Raw genomic sequence first — 20,105 nt, 5'->3', positions numbered from 1 at the left:
TTGCGGGAATGCCTACATGCCGAGCAGGCTGTTGATTTCAGCTTCAGCGTCCAGCCAGTCCTGAACTTCGTTCTCTGGTGAAAAGTTGCGTCTTTCCGCTTTGAAGTATGCTGCATCGCAAATCATCCGGTAACGTTGCTCCGGCGTCACGTTTTTGAGGCTTTTAGCCTTGCTGGCACGGCTAGTTGCGGGTTTTGCCGCCGCTGGTTTTTTTGCCGCTGCCTTGGGCTCTACCGCTTTGGCGGGTTTCGCCGCGGCTACCGGCTTGGCTGCCGCTTTTACGGTTGCAGTCTTGGCGCTCGAAGCGGCCACTTTTTTGACTTTTGCCGCTGTTTCAGTTTTTGCGTCAACCATGATATTTGCTCCAAAAATTTAAATTATGCGTAAATAATATTGCCGCAACATGACGGATTTTTGTCATGAAATGTATTTTACTGAGAACTGCGATTAAAAACGATGCAATTTATGTTCCAGCTGTGAAACGAATGAAATAAATCAGCCAGGAACGCACTCAGGCATGCACCGGAGATCATTTGTTTCAAGGCGGGTGATGTTCTCCCCGCGCCACAGAAATGTCAAGGACATGCTGCGGGAACACGCACAGGACTGGTGCACCCGCACCGATTTGTATCACTGACTGATTTTAGCCAGCGAGCCATCCGGCAAGACACGGTAGCGCACTTCCCCCTCCCGTTGGTTCTGGATATATCGCCGGACCCGAATTTCAGCTCCGTTGTTCAAAAAGCGGATTTCAAAATATTGATAATTCTTGAAGACTTCTTCAATGTTGAGCGCCTGGCCTGGCTGCCAGGGCTTTTGTTCAGGATCGAAATATTCGAAATAATGAGGGGTATCCGGCTCGGATGACAACTCAGCCGGTGCTGCATTCACGGATAGCGCAACGCAGGCCAGAGCCGCGACTGCAAAAAACCTCACGCCGTTCCGCCGACGGTCAAACCATCGATGCGCAGCGTCGGCTGCCCGACGCCAACCGGAACGCTTTGGCCTTCCTTGCCGCAGGTCCCGACACCAGGGTCCAGTTTCATGTCATTGCCGATCATCGAGACCCGGGTCAATACATCCGGGCCATTTCCGATCAGGGTGGCGCCTTTTACCGGATAAGTGATTTTTCCGTCTTCGATCATGTAGGCCTCGGCGGCAGAAAAAACGAATTTTCCGCTGGTGATATCCACCTGTCCGCCGCCAAAATTGGCTGCATACAGGCCGTGCTTGACCGAAGCGATGATTTCCTGCGGATCCTTGTCGCCGTTGAGCATGTAGGTATTGGTCATGCGCGGCATGGGGATGTGGGCAAAGGACTCGCGCCGCGCGTTGCCGGTCGGCGCAACCCCCATCAGGCGCGCGTTGAGCGAATCCTGCAGATAGCCTTTGAGAATGCCATTTTCAATCAGCACGGTGCACTGGGTCGGGTTGCCCTCGTCATCCACATTGAGGGAGCCGCGGCGCCGTGCAATAGTCCCGTCATCCACCACGGTCACGCCATCCGCCGCCACCCTTTCTCCGACACGTCCGCTGAAAGCCGAGCTTCCCTTGCGGTTGAAGTCGCCTTCCAGGCCATGCCCGATGGCTTCATGCAGCAGAATGCCGGGCCAGCCAGCCCCCAGCACCACGGTCATGGCGCCCGCTGGCGCTGGGCGGGCATCCAGGTTGATCAGCGCTTGGTGCACGGCTTCCTTCGCATACTGTTCCAATATTTCATCGCTGAAATAGGCGTAATCAAAGCGTCCGCCGCCGCCCGCGCTACCCTGTTCGCGGCGTCCGTCCTGCTCCGCGATGACCTGTACGGACAGGCGCACCAGAGGCCGTACATCGGCCGCCATCAGGCCGTCATTGCGGGCCACCATGACCACTTCGTATTCCCCGGCCAGTCCGGCCATTACCTGGGTGATGCGCGGGTCCAGTGAACGGGCGATCCGTTCCAGTTTTTCCAGCAGTTTTACCTTCTGCACATCGTTCAGGCTGGCAATGGGGTCGTGTGGCAGATACAGGCCGTGCCCCATGGCGCGCCGCAGCGCATGTGTTCGCCCTTCTCCGCCCTGACGGGCGATGGCACGCGTGGTTTCGGCTGCCTGGGTCAGCGCGGGCAGGCTGATTTCGTCGGAGTAGGCAAAAGCCGTTTTCTCGCCGCTCACTACACGCACGCCGACACCCTGATCGATATCAAAGCTGCCTGATTTGACCTGCCCTTCTTCCAGGCTCCAGCTTTCAGCGCGGCTGTACTGGAAATACAGGTCGGCATAGTCGGCCTGATGCGTCATGATCTGGCCGAACACCTGTTGCAGCCGGGCTTCATCCAGATGATAGGGTTTGAGCAGCGTGCTTTCCGCGGTGGCGAACAGGGTGCCGGGTTCGATCGGTGCTTGCTGCGATTGTGTTTGTACGGTCATGTAGGATTCTTCAGCATTGGTGGATGGTGCGGTGTTGCAGGGCGGGCAGACTGGCGCGCAGGCTGGCCTGATAGCCGCGATTGACATTCGCGATCACGACGCCGGAGCCACGTGGCAAGCGGTCCAGAATAACGCCCCACGGGTCGACGATCATGCTGTTGCCATGCGTATCGCGTCCGGACAGATGGTATCCGCCCTGGGCGGGCGCCACGACATAAGCCAGATTTTCGATCGCTCGGGCGCGCACCAGGGTCTCCCAATGCGCTTTCCCCGTGGTATCGGTAAAAGCGGAAGGCAGCACAATCAGATCGACATCCTTCATGGCACGGTAAAGCTCGGGGAAACGCAGATCGTAGCAGACTGACAAGCCAATGCGGCCGAATGGCGTATCCAGCACGACAACCTGGTCACCGGCCTCGATGGTTTCCTCTTCACGATAATGCTCGTTGCCCAGATCAAGGCCAAAAAGATGAATCTTGTCGTAGCGCGCGGCAAGTTTGCCCTTGTCGTCATAAACCAGGCAACTGTTTCGCACCTTGCCGGGGGTCGAGGCTTCGAGCGGTATCGAACCGCCCACCAGCCAGATCTTGTGTTTCTTTGCCTGGGCACTGAGAAATTTCTGGATCGGCCCCTTGCCTTCGGCTTCACGCACCGCGACCTTGTCCGTTTCCTTCAGACCCATGATGCAGAAATACTCCGGCAAGGCCACCAGCTTTGCGCCCTGACTTACGGCTGCGGCAATCAGGCGTTCGGCTTCAGCCAGATTGGCGGACACATTCGGACCGGAAGCCATCTGGATGGCGGCAACCCGGCAGGATCCTGGCGGCGGAGCCGTTTTCAGCATGGTGGTGCGCGCCTTGGGTTTCGCGAAACTGGATTTTGCCTTGCTGTTCATGGATTCCTCATTGGTTTCTCTGGTGTTTCAACTATGCAGCCGACAAGCTTGAATTCAAGACTTGAAGCCGGGGCCTGTTAACACTAACTGCCACTTTCCCATATCTTGCCATCCCCGCTATTTCTCTTTAGCTTGGCCACCACCGGATTATCCCATGTTCCGGTAATGCTGTATTCATAGGCAATTATTTGCCCGATCGGGTCCTTCAGCACTCTTTGCACCAGCAATGTCGTCAAGCCCACCACGGGTCCACCCAAAAAGGCTGCCGCGCTGGTAACCGTATCACCCAGCACCGGCACCACGCGCACCCGCAAATTTTGTGTTTCGTTAGCCAGACTGGTTTCGCCTTGCATGCTGACCTTGGCTGCGGGTCCATCCATCTTGAAATCATTGCTGCTGACGACACCCTGACTGGCTTTCACGTTCATGGAAATATCGTCAAAAGCAAAACCATCGCTGAATACATCACGAAAATCGAGGGTAATACGCCGTGGCAGCGCCTGCAAACTCAAAATCCCCAACAGTTTGCCGATCCCGGGTTCGATTTTCAGGAATTGCCCCCGGTTTGCTTCCAGCGACATCGTGCCGCTCAGGGAAGGATAATGAATATCGGCCGGACTGCCATTCCAGGAAAGCTGCCCTTTCAGCACTGCCTTGCCCCCCTTGACGCTGTCGGGGTGGCCCACGCGCGCCAGCAGCTTGCCGATATCACTGGTTTCGAGTTGCAGGTTGAATTGGCTCCTCGGCTGTTGCACCCAGTTCTGCCAGATGCCATCGAGTGAAAGCGTGGTTTCCGGCGTATTCAACTTCAGCCTGTTGATGCGCCAGTCTCGTCCGCTCGGCGCGGCAACAAGCTCCAGCCGCCCCAGCTGATTATCGCGAATGCTGAAATTGTCGGCAATGATGTCCAGCGACGGATATTCCGTGCTTTCGCTGACCGTGACCGGCGCACTCAGCTTGGGTGGCGCCGCAGGAGGAATGGAAAGCGACTTGAAGCGCCCGTTCACATGTCCTGCCCCCCCCTGCTTCCAGTTGACGCTGCCGCTCATTTCCCGGTTTTCAAGCGCAGCCTGCCACCCGTCATTCAGCTTCCAGGCATTCACGCTCAGATCCTTGAAACGCCTTCCGAAAGCGTCGAGCACAGACAGTTTCAAATTGGCGCCATCCAGGGCGAGGCCCTCGCCATTACCCCCGCTCCCATTTGTCAATTCACGCCAGTGATCGATATCCAGGTATGGCAGCGAGCCATTCAACCAGATGCCATTCGCTGGCAACTCCACCGGGCCGCCACCCAGACGAATGACGCCACGCTCCACCTTCATCTGGCCGGATTGCTGACTTCTTGCGAATTGTGCCGCCAGCACATTGCCATAGCTGAAACTGATGACATCCTGTTCCAGCGTCGCCGCCTTGCGTTCCAGCCGTAACATGACGCTATCCCCCGCCTGCTTGTTAAACGGCAAAGGAAGGGTGCTGCCCATGCCGTTCAAGCTGGAAGTAAAGATCGCGTTGGCCAGTTTCTTGCGCAAGGCAATCGAGCCATTCCAGTTCGCGCTTCCCTGCAAACGCTGTAGCAGCGGATGCGGGAAGGCCCTGCTCAGCCCCTCGGCCGTTGCCTTGCCATTTGCATTGATCTGGATCAGCCCCTGTTGAGTCGAGGCATTGATGGAGGCAGGACCGCCAAGAAACCGGGCTGACAGGCCCTGAATGGCAACCGATGAACCGGTAAACCGGAGCGCACCGTTCACTTGCTCCAGCGCAGGCATCCCCTCGCCCAGCATCACTTTGTTGTTCTGGAACAGATAACTGCCAGCCACACTGATGTCGTCCAGACGGCGCAGGGGAATTTTCAGGGCGAGATTGAGTTTTCCTTTCCCGTCGGCCTGCATGCCCTGGCTGAAGCCGTCGATCATATCGTTGACCGGGCTTTGATCGATGAATTTCAGCATGTCCTGGGTCGGCCCCTGGGCCTCGCCATCAACCAGAAGCATTTCTTCCATGGCAAGCAGGTCCGGTATCTGGACATGGACCTTGCCGAGCTGCATGCCATGGGTATGGCCCGCATGGGCATATATATCCATGCGTTTGCCGCGAAACAGCAGATCGACAGCGATGTCTTCGATCCCGGGCCATGCCGGCGCATATTCAAGCCGGGCGCCATTCGCCTTGACAGCCACTTCGAACAGGCCCGATTTGCCATCCTCGAAGGGGAATTTTGCCAGATCACCCTTCAGCTTCAATTGCACATCGCTGGCATGCCCTGCCTTGAGGGAACGGGCCAGCCAGTTGCGCGTGTCCTCACCTACCACCAGCGGCATGTAGTGGCTGACAAAACGCGCATCCGCGCGATTGAACCGGGCGCTCAGATTGATCTGGCCCGGCCCCTCGCTGCTGGTGCGGTAGCTGCCGAAAGCGGTTCCCGCCAGATGCGCGTTGGCGAGCGACGCACTGCCCAGCTTGAATTCATGCTGCCCCCCTTTTTTGCTCCAGCCCAACTGGGCAGTCAGGATGTCCAGATCCAGCGCATGATCAAACATTTTGGGGAAAATCAGGCTGAGCTTGCGCGAGTTGAGATTCAGCGCCCCGCCTTTTTCGCTGAAATCCAGATGTCCGCTCAAATTGACGAATCCCGGCAGTTGAGCGCCTGAATCAAGCGCATAGGAACCGGCTGCGAGATTGGTGAATTTGCCCTTGACTTCATAGCGCTGCAACTCCGGCCATGAGCCATTCCAACTGGCGGATAAATCGTACAGCGCGCCTTTGGGTTGCACTTGCCGTAAGGCAGCCCGCATTTCGCCATTCACAGGCAAATAATCGGCAAGCACGGCTAATGGAGCAAGTTCAAGACGGTCCACTTTCAGTTCGCCCTGAGCAGGTTTCTTGCCACGCGCAGGGACTAATTTCAGGCTCGCCCTGGATGGACCGAAGGCCGTGCCATCTTGCAGGAGAAAAGAGAATTCACTGCCCTGAAACAGTTGTCCCGGCGCAAGATCTGCCAGGCTCAGGCGCCCGCCAAGCACTGCCATATCCAGTTGCTGCAAGTCGGGGCGCAAGCGCGCCAGCACATTCTTGAGTTGCACGTCTGCGGTCAGACCTTTCAGCTTCCTGCCATCCAGGCCAAGCCAGACCCGGACGCCCCCCTTGCCGCGTTCCAGCTGGAAAGGCAGGTCCATCCAGCTTCTCCACTGGCTGATATCGGTATAGTCGAGCCGGGCATAAAGCGTACCCGACCAGCCCGAAATATCTCCCAGATCATTTCCTTTCAAATCACCGCGAAGATCAAATGGCAAGGCAAGAGACGGAGGCGGTACTGCGTGCAGGCCAAAGCGGTGCCGCTTGCCGCGATTTTCCAGACGCAGATCAAGCTGATCAAGCTCCAGCAAAGGGGCCTGGCGCAACTCGTCCTGCCAGGTCAGGGTCGCTTTTCGTACGATGATGCGATGCTGGCGCAGCAACCAGTCGGCAAAACCGCTTTCGCTGCCGGGCTGATTGACCCACACGCCGCCGACAAAAATCTCACCCCTGGCAGTCCGGCGCAGCGCCAGATTGGGCCGGTCAATCTCCAGTGAATGGAGGCGGATTTCGCCCCACGCCAGGTTCCACCAGGCCAGCGTCCCTTCGATGTGCTCCAGGCGCAGTGCAGGATTACCAGCGACATCATAGACATCAACTTCGCGCATGTTGAGGTGCGGCCTCAACCCATCCCAACCACCATTTATCATGCCAATGGTTACACGCTGCCCGGCTGCCTGGCTGATAGAGCTGGCGATAATTTCACGGTAGTCGGCGATATTGGGCAGCAGCCAGTAGCGCAGGCCCAACACAATTCCGGCAAAAACCAGACCGCTCAGGATCAGTGCTGAGACAAAAAAACGGTGCAGCCAACGAGCGGTGGTTATGAGCATAGCTTCTTGAAATAAAAAAACCGCAGAGGAAAAATTCCACTGCGGTTCAATTATACGCCGGGTATCGCTTACTTAACTGCGGCCTTGAGCTGCTCCAGGATCGCCGGATTTTCAAGGGTTGACGTGTCGGAGGTGATTTCCTCGCCCTTGGCCAGCGCACGCAACAGACGGCGCATGATTTTTCCCGAACGCGTCTTGGGCAGATTATCGCCAAAACGGATTTCATCCGGCTTGGCAATCGGGCCGATCTCCTTGCCCACCCAGTCACGCAGTTGCGCTGCAATCTGCCGGGCTGCTTCACCCTCGGGCCGGATGCCTTTCAGCACCACGTAGGCCACCACGGACTCACCCTTGATTTCATGCGGCTTGCCGACCACGGCAGCTTCAGCCACCAGCGGATTGGCCACCAGGGCGGACTCGATCTCCATGGTCCCGAGACGGTGTCCGGAAACATTCAATACGTCGTCGATACGGCCCATGATCCAGTAATAGCCGTCATTGTCGCGATGGGAAGAATCGCCGGCGAGATAGTACTTGCCGCCCAATTCCTCTGGGAAATAGGTCTTTTTGAAGCGCTCGGGATCGCCCCACAGCGTCCGCAACTGGGACGGGAAGGGGCGCTCGATCACCAGGAAGCCGCCATGGCCTTTCTCAACCGGATGGCCGACTTCGTCCACGATGTCGACCATGATGCCGGGCAGGGGCAAGGTGCAGGAGCCGGGCTTGGTCGCCACGGCGCCAGGCAGCGGCGCAATCATGTGGCTGCCGGTTTCGGTCTGCCACCAGGTATCGACGATCGGGCAACGGCTTTGCCCCACCACCTCGTGGTACCACATCCAGGCTTCGGGGTTGATCGGCTCACCCACCGTGCCCAGCAGGCGCAGCGAGGAAAGGTCGTATTGTTTCGGCAAATCGCCACCCAGCTTGATCAGCGAGCGAATGGCCGTGGGTGCGGTGTAGAAAGTGGTGACCTTGTGGTCCTGGATCACTTTCCAGAAACGGCCGGCATCCGGATAGGTGGGAATTCCCTCGAAAATCACCTCGGTCGCGCCCATTGCCAGCGGGCCATAGGCCACATAGGTATGGCCGGTCACCCAGCCCACGTCGGCGGTACACCAGTAAACATCATTCGGCTTGTAATCGAACACCCATTTCATCGAAAGGATGGCGCCGAGCAGAAAACCGCCGGTCGAGTGCTGCACGCCCTTGGGTTTGCCGGTCGAACCGGAGGTGTAAAGGATGAACAAGGGATCTTCCGCGCTGACCCAGGCCGGCTCGCAGGTTGCGGCCTGATTCAGGACCAGATCGTGCCACCACAGATCCCGGGCGGCATCCCACTGGGTCGCGCCGCCGCTGCGGCGGTAAACCACCACTTTCCTGACGCATTCACAACCTCCCGTGGCCAGGGCCTCGTCCACGGCAGCCTTGAGTGGAATCGCCTTGCCGCCGCGCATGCCTTCATCGGCTGTGATAATCGCCTTGGCGCCGGCATCGATGATGCGCTCGTGCAGGCTCTTGGCCGAGAATCCGCCAAACACCACGGAATGAATCGCGCCGATACGGGCGCAGGCCTGCATGGCAACCACGGCCTCGACCGACATCGGCATGTAGATGATGACGCGGTCCCCCTTGCCGATATCGAGCGACTTCAGGCCATTGGCGAACTGGCACACGCGCAGATGCAGCTCCTTGTAACTGACATGACTGACCTTGCCATCGTCCGCCTCGAAAATGATCGCGGTCTTGTCGCCCTGCGTTGCCAGATGCTTATCCAGGCAGTTGTAGGAAACATTCATTTCACCATCTTGGAACCAGTGGTAAAAAGGCGCCTGGCTTTCGTCCAGCACCTGGGTGAAAGGTTTTTTCCACTCGATATGCTCACGCGCCAGCCTGCCCCAGAAACCCTCATAATCCCGCTCCGCCTCGGCACACAGGGCGTTGTAAGATTCCATCCCCGGCACATTGGCCTGAATCCGGAACTCGTCGCTCGGCGGGAATACACGGGTTTCATGCAGCACAGATTCGATCGACGCCATGTTTTTCATCTCCATAGGGATACAATAACTGCTAATAATATCGCTTTACGCCCGTGCTTTCCACATTCCGAATCGTATATCTTATACAAGACCAAGAAACTTATCATGAGCTCGCCATCGATCACACCCGACCAGACCCTCATCGAATCAGGGTTGCATCACAGCCGCTATTTACAGCGTCTGGCTCAAAGCAACCCTCTCCTGCTGGCTGAACTGCAAACCGGCTTGCATGTCCCCTGGAATGCCGAAGCGATGAAGGCCGCGCTTGCCGCTTCCGTAATCAGCGACGAAGCCAGCCTCAAATCCGCCCTGAGAATGCTGCGCATGCGCGTCATGCTGCGCCTGATCGTGCGCGATATCGGTGGCCTGGCCAATTTGCGCGAAGTCATGGACAACGCCACGCAACTGGCCGAAGTCACGACTGTTTTTGCGCTTGAACATTTGACGGTCTGGCTGAATGCACAGTATGGCCAGCCCATGGGCGAGGAAAGTGGTGCCGCTCAGGATCTTATCGTCGTCGGCATGGGTAAGCTGGGGGGCGGCGAACTCAATGTATCGTCGGATATCGATCTGATTTTTGCCTATCCGGAAGATGGTGAAACCACCGGGCCGCGCCATGTCAGCAACCACGAGTATTTCACCGTGCTGGGCAAAAAACTGATCACCGCACTGAACGAGAACACTCAGGATGGCTTTGTCTTTCGGGTGGATATGCGGCTGCGGCCATATGGTGATTCCGGGCCGCTGGTTGCAAGTTTTGCCATGCTGGAGAACTACTACCACACCCAGGGGAGGGAATGGGAGCGTTACGCCTGGATCAAGGGCCGTCCCATCTGCGGCAGCCAGTACCAGGAGCTGGCCGCCATGCTGCGCCCTTTCGTGTTCCGCAAGTACCTGGATTTCGGCGCCTTTTCCTCGATGCGCGAACTGCACGCGCAAATCCGCCGCGAAGTGCAACGCCGCGAACTGGACGACAACATCAAGCTCGGCCCCGGCGGCATTCGCGAAATCGAATTCATCACCCAGGTATTCCAGCTGATCCGCGGCGGCAAGGAGCCGGCCTTGCAGACCCGTTCCACCCTGGAAGCCATGGACCTGATCACCCAGCGCGAACTGATGCAACCCGGGGCAGTCAATGAATTGCGCGAGGCCTATGTCTTTCTGCGCAATCTGGAACACCGCCTGCAATATCTCGAGGACGCCCAGACCCAGACCCTGCCCGGCAACGAAAACGATCGCCAGTTGATTGCATCGTCCATGCACTTTGATAACTGGAATGACTTTCTTGCCGCGCTCAACGTTCATCGCCAGAAAGTGACGCGCCATTTCGAACAGGTGTTCGCCGCGCCGCACAGCCAGCAGCAGAGCCACCCGCTCACAGGCCTGTGGCAAGGGTCGCTGGACGATACCGAAGCCACAGAACGGCTCGAAGCACTGGGCTACCAGGATGGCAGCGGAACATTTCAGCGCCTGACCAGCCTGCGCCGGAGCAATCGCTACAAACAGCTGCCAGACACCAGCCGCAGCCGTTTCGATGCCCTGCTTCCGCCGTTGATCGAAGTCGCGGCAGGCTTTCCCAATGCTGACGAGACACTTGAACGCATTCTCAAGCTGCTGGAGAACATCAGCCGCCGCGCCGCCTATCTCGCCCTGCTGCTGGAATATCCGCAAACCCTGAACCAGGTTGCCCGGCTATGCAGCACCAGCCCGTGGGTATCCGATTATCTCACCCAGCACCCGGTGCTGCTGGATGAACTGCTCGACATTCGCACGCTTCACGCAACACCAGACCGCGAAAAATCCAAAGCCGAACTACGCGCATTACTGGATGGTGCCGAGGGCGATACCGAAAGGCAGATGGATATCCTGCGGCACTTCAAGCAGGCGCAGATTTTCCGCCTGGTCGCCCAGGATCTGGCGGAGGTATTGTCGCTCGAACGCCTCTCCGATCACCTCAGCGATCTGGCGGACATGATCCTGGATGAAACCCTGCGCCTCTGCTGGCAGGGTTTGCGTGTCAGACACCGCGAACAGCCGCGTTTCTCGATCATCGGCTACGGCAAGCTGGGCGGCAAGGAAATCGGCTATGTGTCCGATCTCGACATCATTTTCCTCTACGACGACGACGCACAGGAAGCCGCGGAGGTTTATGCCAAGCTGGGGCAGCGCATGAATTCCTGGCTCACCAGCCTGACCCCTGCCGGCATGCTCTACGACACGGACTTGCGCCTCCGGCCCAACGGCGCCAGCGGGCTTCTGGTCAGCTCGGTCGAGGCCTTCGCCCAGTATCAGCACAGCCAGGCCTGGGTGTGGGAACACCAGGCCCTGACGCGCGCCCGGTACTGTGCCGGAGATGCGGAAATCGGCGCGCGTTTCGAACAGATTCGCCATGAGGTATTGATTCGCGAACGTGATACCGCGGCGCTGAAAAAAGAAGTGCTGGAAATGCGCCAGAAAATGCTCGACGCCCATCCCAACAAAAGCGGCCAGTTCGATCTCAAGCATGACCGCGGCGGGATTATCGACGTGGAGTTTGCAGTGCAGTACCTGGTCCTCGCCCATGCCCACAAACACCCGGAACTGACCCGCAATATCGGCAATCTGGCCTTGCTCAGCCTGGCTGCGGAGCTGGAATTGATTCCGGCGGAACAAGCCGGGAACGCACGCGAGGCTTACCGCCATTTTCGCCAGTGGCAGCACGCACTGCGCCTGCAGAGTTCCGAATATGCCCGCATCGCACCGGAGCAGGCGGCGCCATTCGCGACCGGGGTAAAGGCGCTGTGGCAAACAGTGTTTGAGGGAGGCTAGATGTACATCATCGCCATCGGCTGGCTTTATGTAGTGGTGATGATGTCCATCACCGAAACCAGCTTTATCGCCGGGCTGATGACCTTCCTGTTTTACGGGCTGGTGCCACTGGCAATTTTTCTCTGGCTGTTCGGCACACCCCAGCGCAGGCGCTCAATGGCTGCCAAGCAGAGCACCAACCAGCCAGATGGAAGCGATACCAAGACCGATTAGCGTCACCTGCTGGATAGTAGCCTTGATTTCCGGGCGCTTGTGCAGGCCTGGAATCAAGTCCGCTACCGCCACATAAATCATGCTGGCCGCGGCAATGCCGAGGAAATAAGGCACCACGCCCTGCATCGATTGCAGGGCAAAATAAGCCAGCACCCCGCCCACCAGCGTAGCCATGCTCGACAGCAGGTTGAAGGTAAACGCCTGGCGCCTGGTATAACCGGAATGCAACAGAATCAGGAAGTCGCCCACCTCCTGCGGAATCTCGTGCGCGATGATGGCCAGCGAAGTCACTATGCCCACCTGGATATCCACCATGAAGGCGGCAGCGATCAGGATGCCATCGACAAAATTGTGGAAGGTATCCCCGACCATGATCATCATGCCGCTGCGGCCGTGATCAGTGTGGCCTTCGTGAACGCCATGCACCTCGCACTCTTCGGTGTGATGACAATGGCGCCACAGCACCAGCTTTTCCAGGGTAAAAAACAGCAGAATACCGAACAGCACCGTGCCCGCCATGGTATGCACATCGTTGTTCAATTCGAAGGCATGCGGCAGTATCTCCAGAAACACCGCGCCCAGCAAGGCACCGATCGCATAGCTCACCAACAGCGGCACCATCGAAGCGCGCGCGGAAAAAGCGAACAGCGCGGCAGCGGCAACGCTCAGTACACCGCCGAGCAGGCTTGAAACGATGATCCAGGCAAGAATGGACATTGGACGGGAATAGTTTGGAAAATTGCCATTATACGGAGGCTGTCAAGTCTTCATAAATAATCAGGCGATTTTTGACAGCAAATAGCCGATGGTGAGATTATCAAATAACGCCGAGCCAGTTGAAACGAATACACGGCGGCGGGCTGAATCATCAGGCGCTCCATCACGCAGCAATTGAAACAGGTCGACCAGACTTGCAGTATCAATCAGGCCAGCTTCGCGCCACGAGTTAAGATCGCCGAAACGGGTGCAATCCTGAGTGTCCACAAAAATATCGGCCACTTTGGCCCATGTCGAATCCAGTTCGCGCTGATAATCAGTGTCGGCTCCAAGACTGATTATCAGGCCGGCATTGGTGCCATGCGGGCTGCAAATTGGCTCGGTGCTTGTGGTAGCCAGCACCAGCACATCGGCATCGCTGGATGCTTGATTTTCTCCAAGAGCAGAGAAACGTACAGCCGGGATTTGCTGAGCCAGAAGCGCTGTCGTTTGCAGGGCTCTGGCATAGTCATTATCGAAAATGGAAATTTCCCCGGCCCCACCAAGCTGAGCCGCATAAAATGCGGCGTAATAGCCGACGCGCCCTGCGCCGATAACCGTTATTTTTTTCCTGGCGCGAGACAACAAATCAACAGCAATGGCCGCACAAAGGCCGGTTCTTGCCGATGAGAGCAAACATGCCTCGAGTACGTGACTAACAAAATTTTCCTCGGGATGAAGCACAAAAGCCTTGCCGACCGTGATCTGGTCCGGAACCAGTTGCTGCAAGGTATTGGTACCAACCAGCTTTACCGTTTTTCTCGCACTGCCAGGCCTGCGCACGATGCATGGCATGACTCGAAAATCCGAAGAGCAGCCGGGATCGGAAAATACCTGCTTGGGAGGCAACTCCAGTTCGGCTCGCCCAGCAGCAATATTAGCCAGTTCATCCCGCATGAAGCGGTAATATTCCAGCGGGTTTTCCGTCAGGAGGCGATGTACCCGCAGTTCATCCAAATAGACATAAGGCTCTTGAGAAATTCTTAAGACCTTTTTCTGCAATTCATCATCGATATTCAACATACTGCTAGATTCCAGTGAGTTTATTGATCAGGCCACAATTCAAACAATGCCTATTCTAGTTCAAGCAGTCCTCATAAAGGGGCTACTTGGTCTCTGACTAAAAATGAGCGGCGCGAACAACCCGAAAACCATGGTCATGAGGTGGAATGAAGCGGCACGAACCTTAATCTGTTCAGCGTTTTAATATATGATTAATCGTCACTGCGGAGATCGAACAGTCTCCGCGATTTTATTATTTGCCCCCATTTTTAAGGAAATAACATGTACGGATTCAGCACACAAGTAAAGGGTTCTTTCGATGAAGCAGTAAGCAAAGTCACCGAGGAGCTGAAAAAAGAAGGCTTCGGCGTACTCACCGACATCGACGTCAAGGCCACCATGAAAGCCAAACTGAACATCGATGGCCGCCCCTACCGCATCCTCGGCGCCTGCAATCCCCCGCTGGCGCACCGCGCCATCGAGGCCGACCCGGACATCGGCCTGCTGCTGCCGTGCAATGTGGTGGTGCGTGAAGAGGAAGACGGCATGATTACCGTGGCATTCATGGACCCATCTGCCGTGCTGAAACTGGTGGACAAGCCCGGCATCGAGGAACTGGCCAGTGAAGTGCGCGGACGCCTTGAGCGGGTGCGCGACGGCGTGAAAGGCTGAAAGTAAAGCCTGGTTGAACTGAAATGGGGAGTGAACATCACTCCCCATTTCAGTTTTAGCCGTTTCATCCTGTAGGTCGGGCTTTAGCCCGATAAGCTTATCTTGTCGGGCTAAAGCCCGACCTACATCAAAGTGAGCCGGTCTAAATCATAGCCCCAGCGTCTCGCCCGGCTTCATTTCCATCCGTCAGGGCGAATGGTGGAATCGCCAGAATCATAACTAGAATCAACTTCATCATAACTACATATCTTCTTGTTTATTAGTGTTTTCGTAAACAACAAAATCATAATCGAAAGAGTTCTTTTCATCCGCGTTGCAGTGCTTGCGGGAGGATTCCAGCCACCTGGCGCGATCGAACTCCGGAAACCAGGCATCCCCGGCCACCTCGGTTCTGACTTCCGTCAGATACATGCGGTCCGCCAGCTCAAGCGCCTGCCGGTAAAGATCGGCGCCACCGATGAAAAAGGCTTCCGTGTCGACTTCGCAGGCTGCCATGGCATCCGCCAGGGTATGCACCACCACGCAACCGGGCACGAAATAAGTCCGGTCGCGCGTGACGATCACCGAAGTCCGGCCCGGCAAGGGCTTGCCCAGCGACTCGTAAGTCTTGCGCCCCATGATGATGTGGTGCCCCAGGGTGAGCGCCTTGAAATGGGCCAGATCGGCCGGCAGACGCCATGGCAGGGTGTTGTTGATGCCGATGACGCGGTTGCTCGCCATGGCAGCAATGATGGAGAAACGGGCCAGGCTCATAACTTGAATCTGTTTACGGACTCGTGCAAACGGCTTGCCATGAGTTCCATGCTGTTTATTTCGGCAGTGTTCTGCTGCACCGCTTCGCCGTTCTGTTCCGCCATTTGCGCAATGCGTTCCACATTGCGTGCGATTTCGTTGCTGGCGCTCTTCTGTTCGCGCACCGACAGTGCGATCGAATCCACCCCGCTACTGGCTTTGCTGACGGACTGATTGGCATCGCCCAGCGCCATCGCCACATTCTCGAGAAAATCCTGGCTGGCGATCAGCGATTCATGGCCGCGCAGGATCGCCTGTTCCACCAGTGCGGCCTGCTGGCTCAAGACCAGGGTCACCTGATCGATCTGCGTGGCGGATTGCGCGGATTTTTCGGCCAGCTTGCGCACTTCGTCGGCCACCACGGCGAAACCCCGGCCCTGCTCGCCGGCGCGCGCCGCCTCGATGGCGGCATTGAGCGCCAGCAGATTGGTCTGGTCGGCGATCTCCTTGACCTGGCGGGTCATGCTGGTAATGGCCTCGGTGCTGCGCACGAACTCGGTGACGGAGCGGCTGATTTCATCCACCGAGGATTCCACCTCGCTGATTTCGCCAATCAGCTCGGACAGCTTCTGGTTACCCGTCGCGGAACGCTCGAGGCTTTGCCGGGAGAGCTGGTTCACGCTTTCCGCGCTCTCCGCCACCGACGCGATGCTCAGCGCCATCTCCTCCACCGCCGCAGCCGTCGTGGCCGCCGCATCGCTCTGCTGCTGGGAGCCTGAAGAGACCTGGGAGGATGACACAACAAGCCGGGTAGCCGCGGCGTGCAACGCAACCGTCGAATGCTCCACCTCGGCCAGAACCCTGGCAACATCCGTGCGCAGCCGCTCCGCTGATGCAGCGATGGTGCCGATTTCATCCTGGGTGGACTGGCGTATGAGATGGGAAAAATCGCCCCTGGCGATGAATTCGAAATCCTCGACCAGATTTCTTGCCGGCGTCAGAATGGTCTTTTGCACCATCCATGAAAAAGACACCAGCGCCAGCACGATGGCTGCCGCCATCATCCCGAGGCTCCACAGGATGCCCGAGTGTGCATTCGCAGAAGCTTGCGTTGCGGCTTGCTCCGCCAGGGTGGACAAGTGCTCAACCGCCTTGGTCAACAGTTCGGTGGGCGCACGATCCACCCCCTTGACCGCCTTGTCTCCGGCCTTGCTGTCGAAACTGGCGTCCTTGAAGGCCTGCAAGCCCTTGCGGTAGGCTTCGGCCATTTTCTGATGCTCCGCCTGAAACTGTCCAAGCAAATCCCTGGCTACGGGGTCATCGACTTTTTTCAGTAAGTCCGCGACCTCGTCACGCACCTTGCCCTCGCGTTTTTCGAAGTGGCTCCAGTATTTTTCCAGTGAAGCCGGATCGCTGCCGCGCAGCAGAACATTTTTCCATTCCTGCACCTGGACCTTGAATTCCACCTGCGCGGCAAGCGCCTGGCTTTGATCCGTGCGCCGCGCTTCAACCTGGTGATCGAAGCGCTGAATGCTGTTCCAGGATATTCCCAGGCCCAGCAGGGCTGCCGCCAGCAAGAGGAGCATGCCGCCTCCGGAAATAAGCAGCAGCTTGTTGCGGATGCTATGTGTAATCCAGTGCATCATGTCTCTCCTTTTTTCTTCGCGTGTCAGGACTCTAGCCTGATTTATGTCAACCGGCCACACCTAGACGGCCACCGGCGCCCTGATCGCGGGATGGGGGTCATAGCCTTCGAGGCTGAAGTCCTCATATTTGAAGTCGAATATGCTTTGCACCTCCGGGTTGATATTCATCACCGGCAGTGCGCGCGGCTGGCGCGAAAGCTGCTCGCGGGTCTGTTCCAGGTGATTGAGGTAGAGGTGCGCATCGCCCAGGGTATGGACGAAATCGCCCGGCTTGAGGCCGCACACCTGGGCCACCATCATGGTCAGCAGCGCATAGGAGGCGATGTTGAACGGCACGCCAAGAAAAATATCGGCGCTGCGCTGGTAGAGCTGGCAGGACAGTTTGCCATCCGCCACGTAGAACTGGAAAAAGGCATGGCACGGCGGCAGCTTCATCTTGTCCACGTCGGCCACGTTCCAGGCACTGACGATCAGGCGGCGCGAGTCCGGGTTGTTCCTGATCTGCTCTACCACCTGGGTGATCTGGTCGATGTGACGGCCATCCGGCGTGGGCCAGGAACGCCACTGGTAGCCATAGACCGGCCCAAGATTGCCATTTTCGTCCGCCCACTCGTCCCAGATCGAAACCCCGTTGTCCTTGAGGTATTGGATATTGGTGCTGCCCTGCAGAAACCACAGCAGCTCGTGAATGATGGATTTGAGATGGCATTTCTTGGTGGTCACCAGCGGAAAACCCTGCGCCAGATCGAAACGCATCTGGTAACCGAACACACTCACCGTGCCCGTGCCGGTACGGTCTGATTTCTGGTTTCCATGCTCCTGAACATGGCGCATGAGATCAAGGTATTGCTGCATATCAATCAATCCTTAAATTGTGGGGGCGGCTTCCTAATAAAGGCGCCGGATTATCCATTGAAAGGCGCATCCGTGTAGGAGCGGTGTTTGGGCTCTAATGAACAATCCCGGTTTATTCAATATCATTATTTTTTGAGAACAGGCCATTTGCTTCAGACAGCGTCATTGTGCTGCTTCGGGTCGTAATAGTAGGTTGTTCGCTTGCGCGGGTTCAGGTATTCGTGCACTTCTCGTGGCAGCAGGCCCGGCCTCAGGCTCTTGCTGATGTTGAGCTCACTTTCCCGTTCCAGCGTGATGATCACCGCCTCATCCTTGGGAATGCACGGATCATAAACCAGGACATTGGGTTTGAGCGGCCTGGCCGAATTCGCCGAGACCACCATGCCCAGCATGTCATTGGAGAGCTGCACGATGGTGCCGGGAGGATAGACGCCCATGCAATGGATAAAGGCCTGCAACGCAACCGTATCGAACTTGTTGCGCTTCGCCGTGAACATATGCGACAAGGCCTCGTGCGGCGTCAGCGCTTCGGCCAGACGGTGCGGATTACACAGGTTGTCGTACACATTGACGATGCTGACGATTTTGCTCAACGGGGAAATTTTACCGGCCTTGAGTTTGCCCGGATAACCGCTTCCATCGATATATTCGTGATGCTGCAGCACAATATCTGCCGCCCGCTTCGACAATCCGGCCTTGCTGGCAATATCCAGGCCATATTCGCAATGCATCTCCAGAAACGACTGCTCCGACCTGGTCAGCGGATCGGTTTTCATGAGAATTTTCGGCGGGATCTCGATCTTGCCAATATCGTGGAAAACCGCGCCCATCCCGAGATCCCGGCTTTCCTCTTCTCCCAGGTCAAGCGCCTTTGCCAGAATCAGGGAAAGCACCGTCACGTTCAGGGAATGAAAATAGGCATCCTCGCCCAATTTTTCATTCATCGCATGGATCATCACATCGCCCCTGGAAAGAATGGCTTCGACCATTTTTCCCACCAGGTTTTCAGCTTCCTGCCTGACCTCCTGAGGACGGGAGTAAATATTGCGGGTGATGTTTCTGACTGTATCCGCCGCCTGCAGAAATTCTTTTTCCACCTCGGCAATATCGCGCTTGATGCGGTTCAGTTGTTCGATACGCTCCCTTTTTTCCCTTGCCGCTTCGGAATCCACGGGCACAGCCACAACAGGGGGCGGAGTGGTTTTCTCATCCGCTGAAACAGCGGGCAGCGGGTTGCATGTGCTTTTGCCCGGTTCGATGCGTATGCGCGTCAAACCGAGCTGACGTATGGTTTCGACCTGCTCGGCGTTTTTGATCTTGAAACTGCTGAAGGAAAACGGATGATCCATCCAGCTCAGGTCGAGATGGATATACAGACCGGCACAAAGTTGCTCCGGCGCAACGTAAAACATGCGGTCAGACTCACTCATGCTTGCTTACCCGCAATAATTTGCCAGACGCCATTCACTAACCCCTGCAAGGGACGAAAATCGGCTTTGTAAGCCATTTTCCCGCTTTCGGCAATCCAGTAGCCCAGATAGAGATAGGGCAAACCCAGCCGGCGGCACAATTCCACCTGCCATATGATGTTGTAAGTACCGAAACCGGCCTGCGGCAATTCCGGATCGAAAAAAGTGTAAACACAGGACAGGCCGTTCTCCACCACGTCCACCAGACTCACCATGCGCAGCGCTGTTTCATCGCGAAATTCCACCAGCAAGGTGGTCACGCCGCTCTGCAACAGAAACGAACGATACTGCTCCTCGTCACCCTGATCCATGCCCCCGCCCGCGTGGCGGCTCGCCTGATAGCGCCGGTAGAGATCGTAATGATCCCGATCAAAAACCTGTTCGCGCAAATCAGCTTTGAGATGCTGGTTGCGTGCCCAGGCACGGCGCTGGGTGCGCCTGGGGCTGAATTCGTCAACCACCAGCCGCACCGGCACACAGGACTGGCACTGCTCGCATTGCGGGCGATAAGTGTAAAGCCCGCTGCGGCGAAATCCAGCCTGAATCAGCTCGCTGTAAGCCGCATCGTCCACCCGTTCATGGGGGGTCACCACCTGGGAGCGTGCTTCCCGGCCGGGAAGGTAGCTGCAGGGATAAGGCGCCGTGAGATACATCTGGAGCCGGCGCGGGGCGAAGTCATTCAGAACGGTCATGGCTAATCAGGTTTCC

The 20,105-nt window shown here is 57.1% G+C and carries 16 protein-coding genes; 3 read left to right on the top strand and 13 right to left on the bottom strand.

Annotation, left to right across the window (positions count from 1 at the left end):
• Nucleotides 1-12 precede the first annotated feature (12 nt).
• The 6 genes from WC392_09930 to acs all read right to left on the bottom strand — a co-directional run bounded on the left by WC392_09930 (nucleotide 13) and on the right by acs (nucleotide 9,244).
• Entirely contained in the window at nucleotides 13-354 is a 342-nt protein-coding gene (locus WC392_09930; protein ID MFA5242675.1) for a DUF2934 domain-containing protein, read from the bottom strand.
• Nucleotides 355-630: 276 nt separating this feature from the next.
• Entirely contained in the window at nucleotides 631-891 is a 261-nt protein-coding gene (locus WC392_09925; protein MFA5242674.1) for a hypothetical protein, read from the bottom strand.
• Nucleotides 892-932: 41 nt separating this feature from the next.
• Nucleotides 933-2,408 (bottom strand): metalloprotease TldD, encoded by a 1,476-nt coding sequence (gene tldD, locus WC392_09920; protein MFA5242673.1) that lies wholly within the window; start codon nucleotides 2,406-2,408, stop codon nucleotides 933-935.
• A 10-nt stretch (nucleotides 2,409-2,418) separates the two neighbouring features.
• A complete protein-coding gene (locus tag WC392_09915; protein MFA5242672.1) occupies nucleotides 2,419-3,252 on the bottom strand; it encodes a carbon-nitrogen hydrolase family protein in 834 nt (277 codons plus the stop codon).
• Nucleotides 3,253-3,386: 134 nt separating this feature from the next.
• Nucleotides 3,387-7,208 carry a YhdP family protein gene (locus WC392_09910; protein MFA5242671.1) on the bottom strand — a complete coding sequence of 1,274 codons (3,822 nt, stop codon included), beginning with the start codon at nucleotides 7,206-7,208 and terminating at the stop codon, nucleotides 3,387-3,389.
• Nucleotides 7,209-7,276: 68 nt separating this feature from the next.
• On the bottom strand, nucleotides 7,277-9,244 hold the full coding sequence (gene acs, locus WC392_09905) for an acetate--CoA ligase (protein ID MFA5242670.1): 1,968 nt from the start codon (nucleotides 9,242-9,244) through the stop codon (nucleotides 7,277-7,279).
• Nucleotides 9,245-9,349: 105 nt separating this feature from the next.
• Between acs and glnE the strand changes: the two genes are divergently transcribed.
• Both glnE and WC392_09895 read left to right on the top strand, forming a co-directional pair.
• On the top strand, nucleotides 9,350-12,052 hold the full coding sequence (glnE, locus tag WC392_09900; GenBank protein ID MFA5242669.1) for a bifunctional [glutamate--ammonia ligase]-adenylyl-L-tyrosine phosphorylase/[glutamate--ammonia-ligase] adenylyltransferase: 2,703 nt from the start codon (nucleotides 9,350-9,352) through the stop codon (nucleotides 12,050-12,052).
• Nucleotides 12,053-12,265, top strand: a complete 213-nt coding sequence (locus WC392_09895) for a hypothetical protein (protein MFA5242668.1) — start codon at nucleotides 12,053-12,055, stop codon at nucleotides 12,263-12,265. It begins immediately after the preceding gene.
• Here the strand turns inward: WC392_09895 and WC392_09890 are convergent.
• Both WC392_09890 and WC392_09885 read right to left on the bottom strand, forming a co-directional pair.
• A complete protein-coding gene (locus WC392_09890; GenBank protein MFA5242667.1) occupies nucleotides 12,206-12,982 on the bottom strand; it encodes a ZIP family metal transporter in 777 nt (258 codons plus the stop codon). The two genes, WC392_09895 and WC392_09890, sit on opposite strands and share 60 nt — an antisense overlap.
• Nucleotides 12,983-13,042: 60 nt before the next feature.
• The gene (locus tag WC392_09885) at nucleotides 13,043-14,044 is read right to left on the bottom strand and encodes a hypothetical protein (GenBank protein MFA5242666.1); all 1,002 of its coding nucleotides are present in this window, start codon (nucleotides 14,042-14,044) and stop codon (nucleotides 13,043-13,045) included.
• A gap of 261 nt (nucleotides 14,045-14,305) precedes the next feature.
• On the opposite strand from WC392_09885, the gene WC392_09880 reads away from it, so the two are divergent.
• Nucleotides 14,306-14,695 (top strand): DUF302 domain-containing protein, encoded by a 390-nt coding sequence (locus WC392_09880; protein MFA5242665.1) that lies wholly within the window; start codon nucleotides 14,306-14,308, stop codon nucleotides 14,693-14,695.
• Between the two features lie 240 nt (nucleotides 14,696-14,935).
• Here WC392_09880 and WC392_09875 read toward each other — a convergent pair whose 3' ends face one another.
• The 5 genes from WC392_09875 to WC392_09855 all read right to left on the bottom strand — a co-directional run bounded on the left by WC392_09875 (nucleotide 14,936) and on the right by WC392_09855 (nucleotide 20,089).
• Entirely contained in the window at nucleotides 14,936-15,448 is a 513-nt protein-coding gene (locus WC392_09875; protein MFA5242664.1) for a dihydrofolate reductase, read from the bottom strand.
• The gene (locus WC392_09870; protein ID MFA5242663.1) at nucleotides 15,445-17,073 is read right to left on the bottom strand and encodes a methyl-accepting chemotaxis protein; all 1,629 of its coding nucleotides are present in this window, start codon (nucleotides 17,071-17,073) and stop codon (nucleotides 15,445-15,447) included. Before WC392_09870 ends, WC392_09875 begins: the two co-directional genes overlap by 4 nt.
• 60 nt (nucleotides 17,074-17,133) lie before the next feature.
• Complete coding sequence (locus WC392_09865; GenBank protein ID MFA5242662.1) at nucleotides 17,134-17,928, bottom strand: thymidylate synthase; 795 nt, start codon at nucleotides 17,926-17,928, stop codon at nucleotides 17,134-17,136.
• Nucleotides 17,929-18,080: 152 nt separating this feature from the next.
• Nucleotides 18,081-19,358, bottom strand: a complete 1,278-nt coding sequence (locus tag WC392_09860; protein ID MFA5242661.1) for an HD-GYP domain-containing protein — start codon at nucleotides 19,356-19,358, stop codon at nucleotides 18,081-18,083.
• Nucleotides 19,355-20,089, bottom strand: a complete 735-nt coding sequence (locus WC392_09855; protein ID MFA5242660.1) for an arginyltransferase — start codon at nucleotides 20,087-20,089, stop codon at nucleotides 19,355-19,357. Before WC392_09855 ends, WC392_09860 begins: the two co-directional genes overlap by 4 nt.
• Nucleotides 20,090-20,105 lie beyond the last annotated feature (16 nt).

This window comes from Sulfuricella sp. (genome assembly GCA_041651995.1).
Lineage (GTDB): Bacteria > Pseudomonadota > Gammaproteobacteria > Burkholderiales > Sulfuricellaceae > Sulfurimicrobium.
The sequence above is the reverse complement of the archived record's forward strand: the minus strand, read 5'-3'. Positions and strand labels throughout refer to the sequence as shown.

Excerpts from the sequence above, each read along its gene's own strand:
- acs (MFA5242670.1), bottom strand. The coding sequence starts at position 9,244 with ATGGCGTCGATCGAATCTGTGCTGCATGAAACCCGTGTATTCCCGCCG.
- WC392_09865 (MFA5242662.1), bottom strand. The coding sequence starts at position 17,928 with ATGCAGCAATACCTTGATCTCATGCGCCATGTTCAGGAGCATGGAAAC.
- glnE (MFA5242669.1), top strand. The coding sequence starts at position 9,350 with ATGAGCTCGCCATCGATCACACCCGACCAGACCCTCATCGAATCAGGG.
- WC392_09885 (MFA5242666.1), bottom strand. The coding sequence starts at position 14,044 with ATGTTGAATATCGATGATGAATTGCAGAAAAAGGTCTTAAGAATTTCT.
- WC392_09860 (MFA5242661.1), bottom strand. The coding sequence starts at position 19,358 with ATGAGTGAGTCTGACCGCATGTTTTACGTTGCGCCGGAGCAACTTTGT.
- WC392_09910 (MFA5242671.1), bottom strand. The coding sequence starts at position 7,208 with ATGCTCATAACCACCGCTCGTTGGCTGCACCGTTTTTTTGTCTCAGCA.
- WC392_09915 (MFA5242672.1), bottom strand. The coding sequence starts at position 3,252 with ATGCTGAAAACGGCTCCGCCGCCAGGATCCTGCCGGGTTGCCGCCATC.
- WC392_09855 (MFA5242660.1), bottom strand. The coding sequence starts at position 20,089 with ATGACCGTTCTGAATGACTTCGCCCCGCGCCGGCTCCAGATGTATCTC.
- WC392_09875 (MFA5242664.1), bottom strand. The coding sequence starts at position 15,448 with ATGAGCCTGGCCCGTTTCTCCATCATTGCTGCCATGGCGAGCAACCGC.
- WC392_09930 (MFA5242675.1), bottom strand. The coding sequence starts at position 354 with ATGGTTGACGCAAAAACTGAAACAGCGGCAAAAGTCAAAAAAGTGGCC.
- WC392_09895 (MFA5242668.1), top strand. The coding sequence starts at position 12,053 with ATGTACATCATCGCCATCGGCTGGCTTTATGTAGTGGTGATGATGTCC.
- tldD (MFA5242673.1), bottom strand. The coding sequence starts at position 2,408 with ATGACCGTACAAACACAATCGCAGCAAGCACCGATCGAACCCGGCACC.
- WC392_09870 (MFA5242663.1), bottom strand. The coding sequence starts at position 17,073 with ATGATGCACTGGATTACACATAGCATCCGCAACAAGCTGCTGCTTATT.
- WC392_09890 (MFA5242667.1), bottom strand. The coding sequence starts at position 12,982 with ATGTCCATTCTTGCCTGGATCATCGTTTCAAGCCTGCTCGGCGGTGTA.
- WC392_09880 (MFA5242665.1), top strand. The coding sequence starts at position 14,306 with ATGTACGGATTCAGCACACAAGTAAAGGGTTCTTTCGATGAAGCAGTA.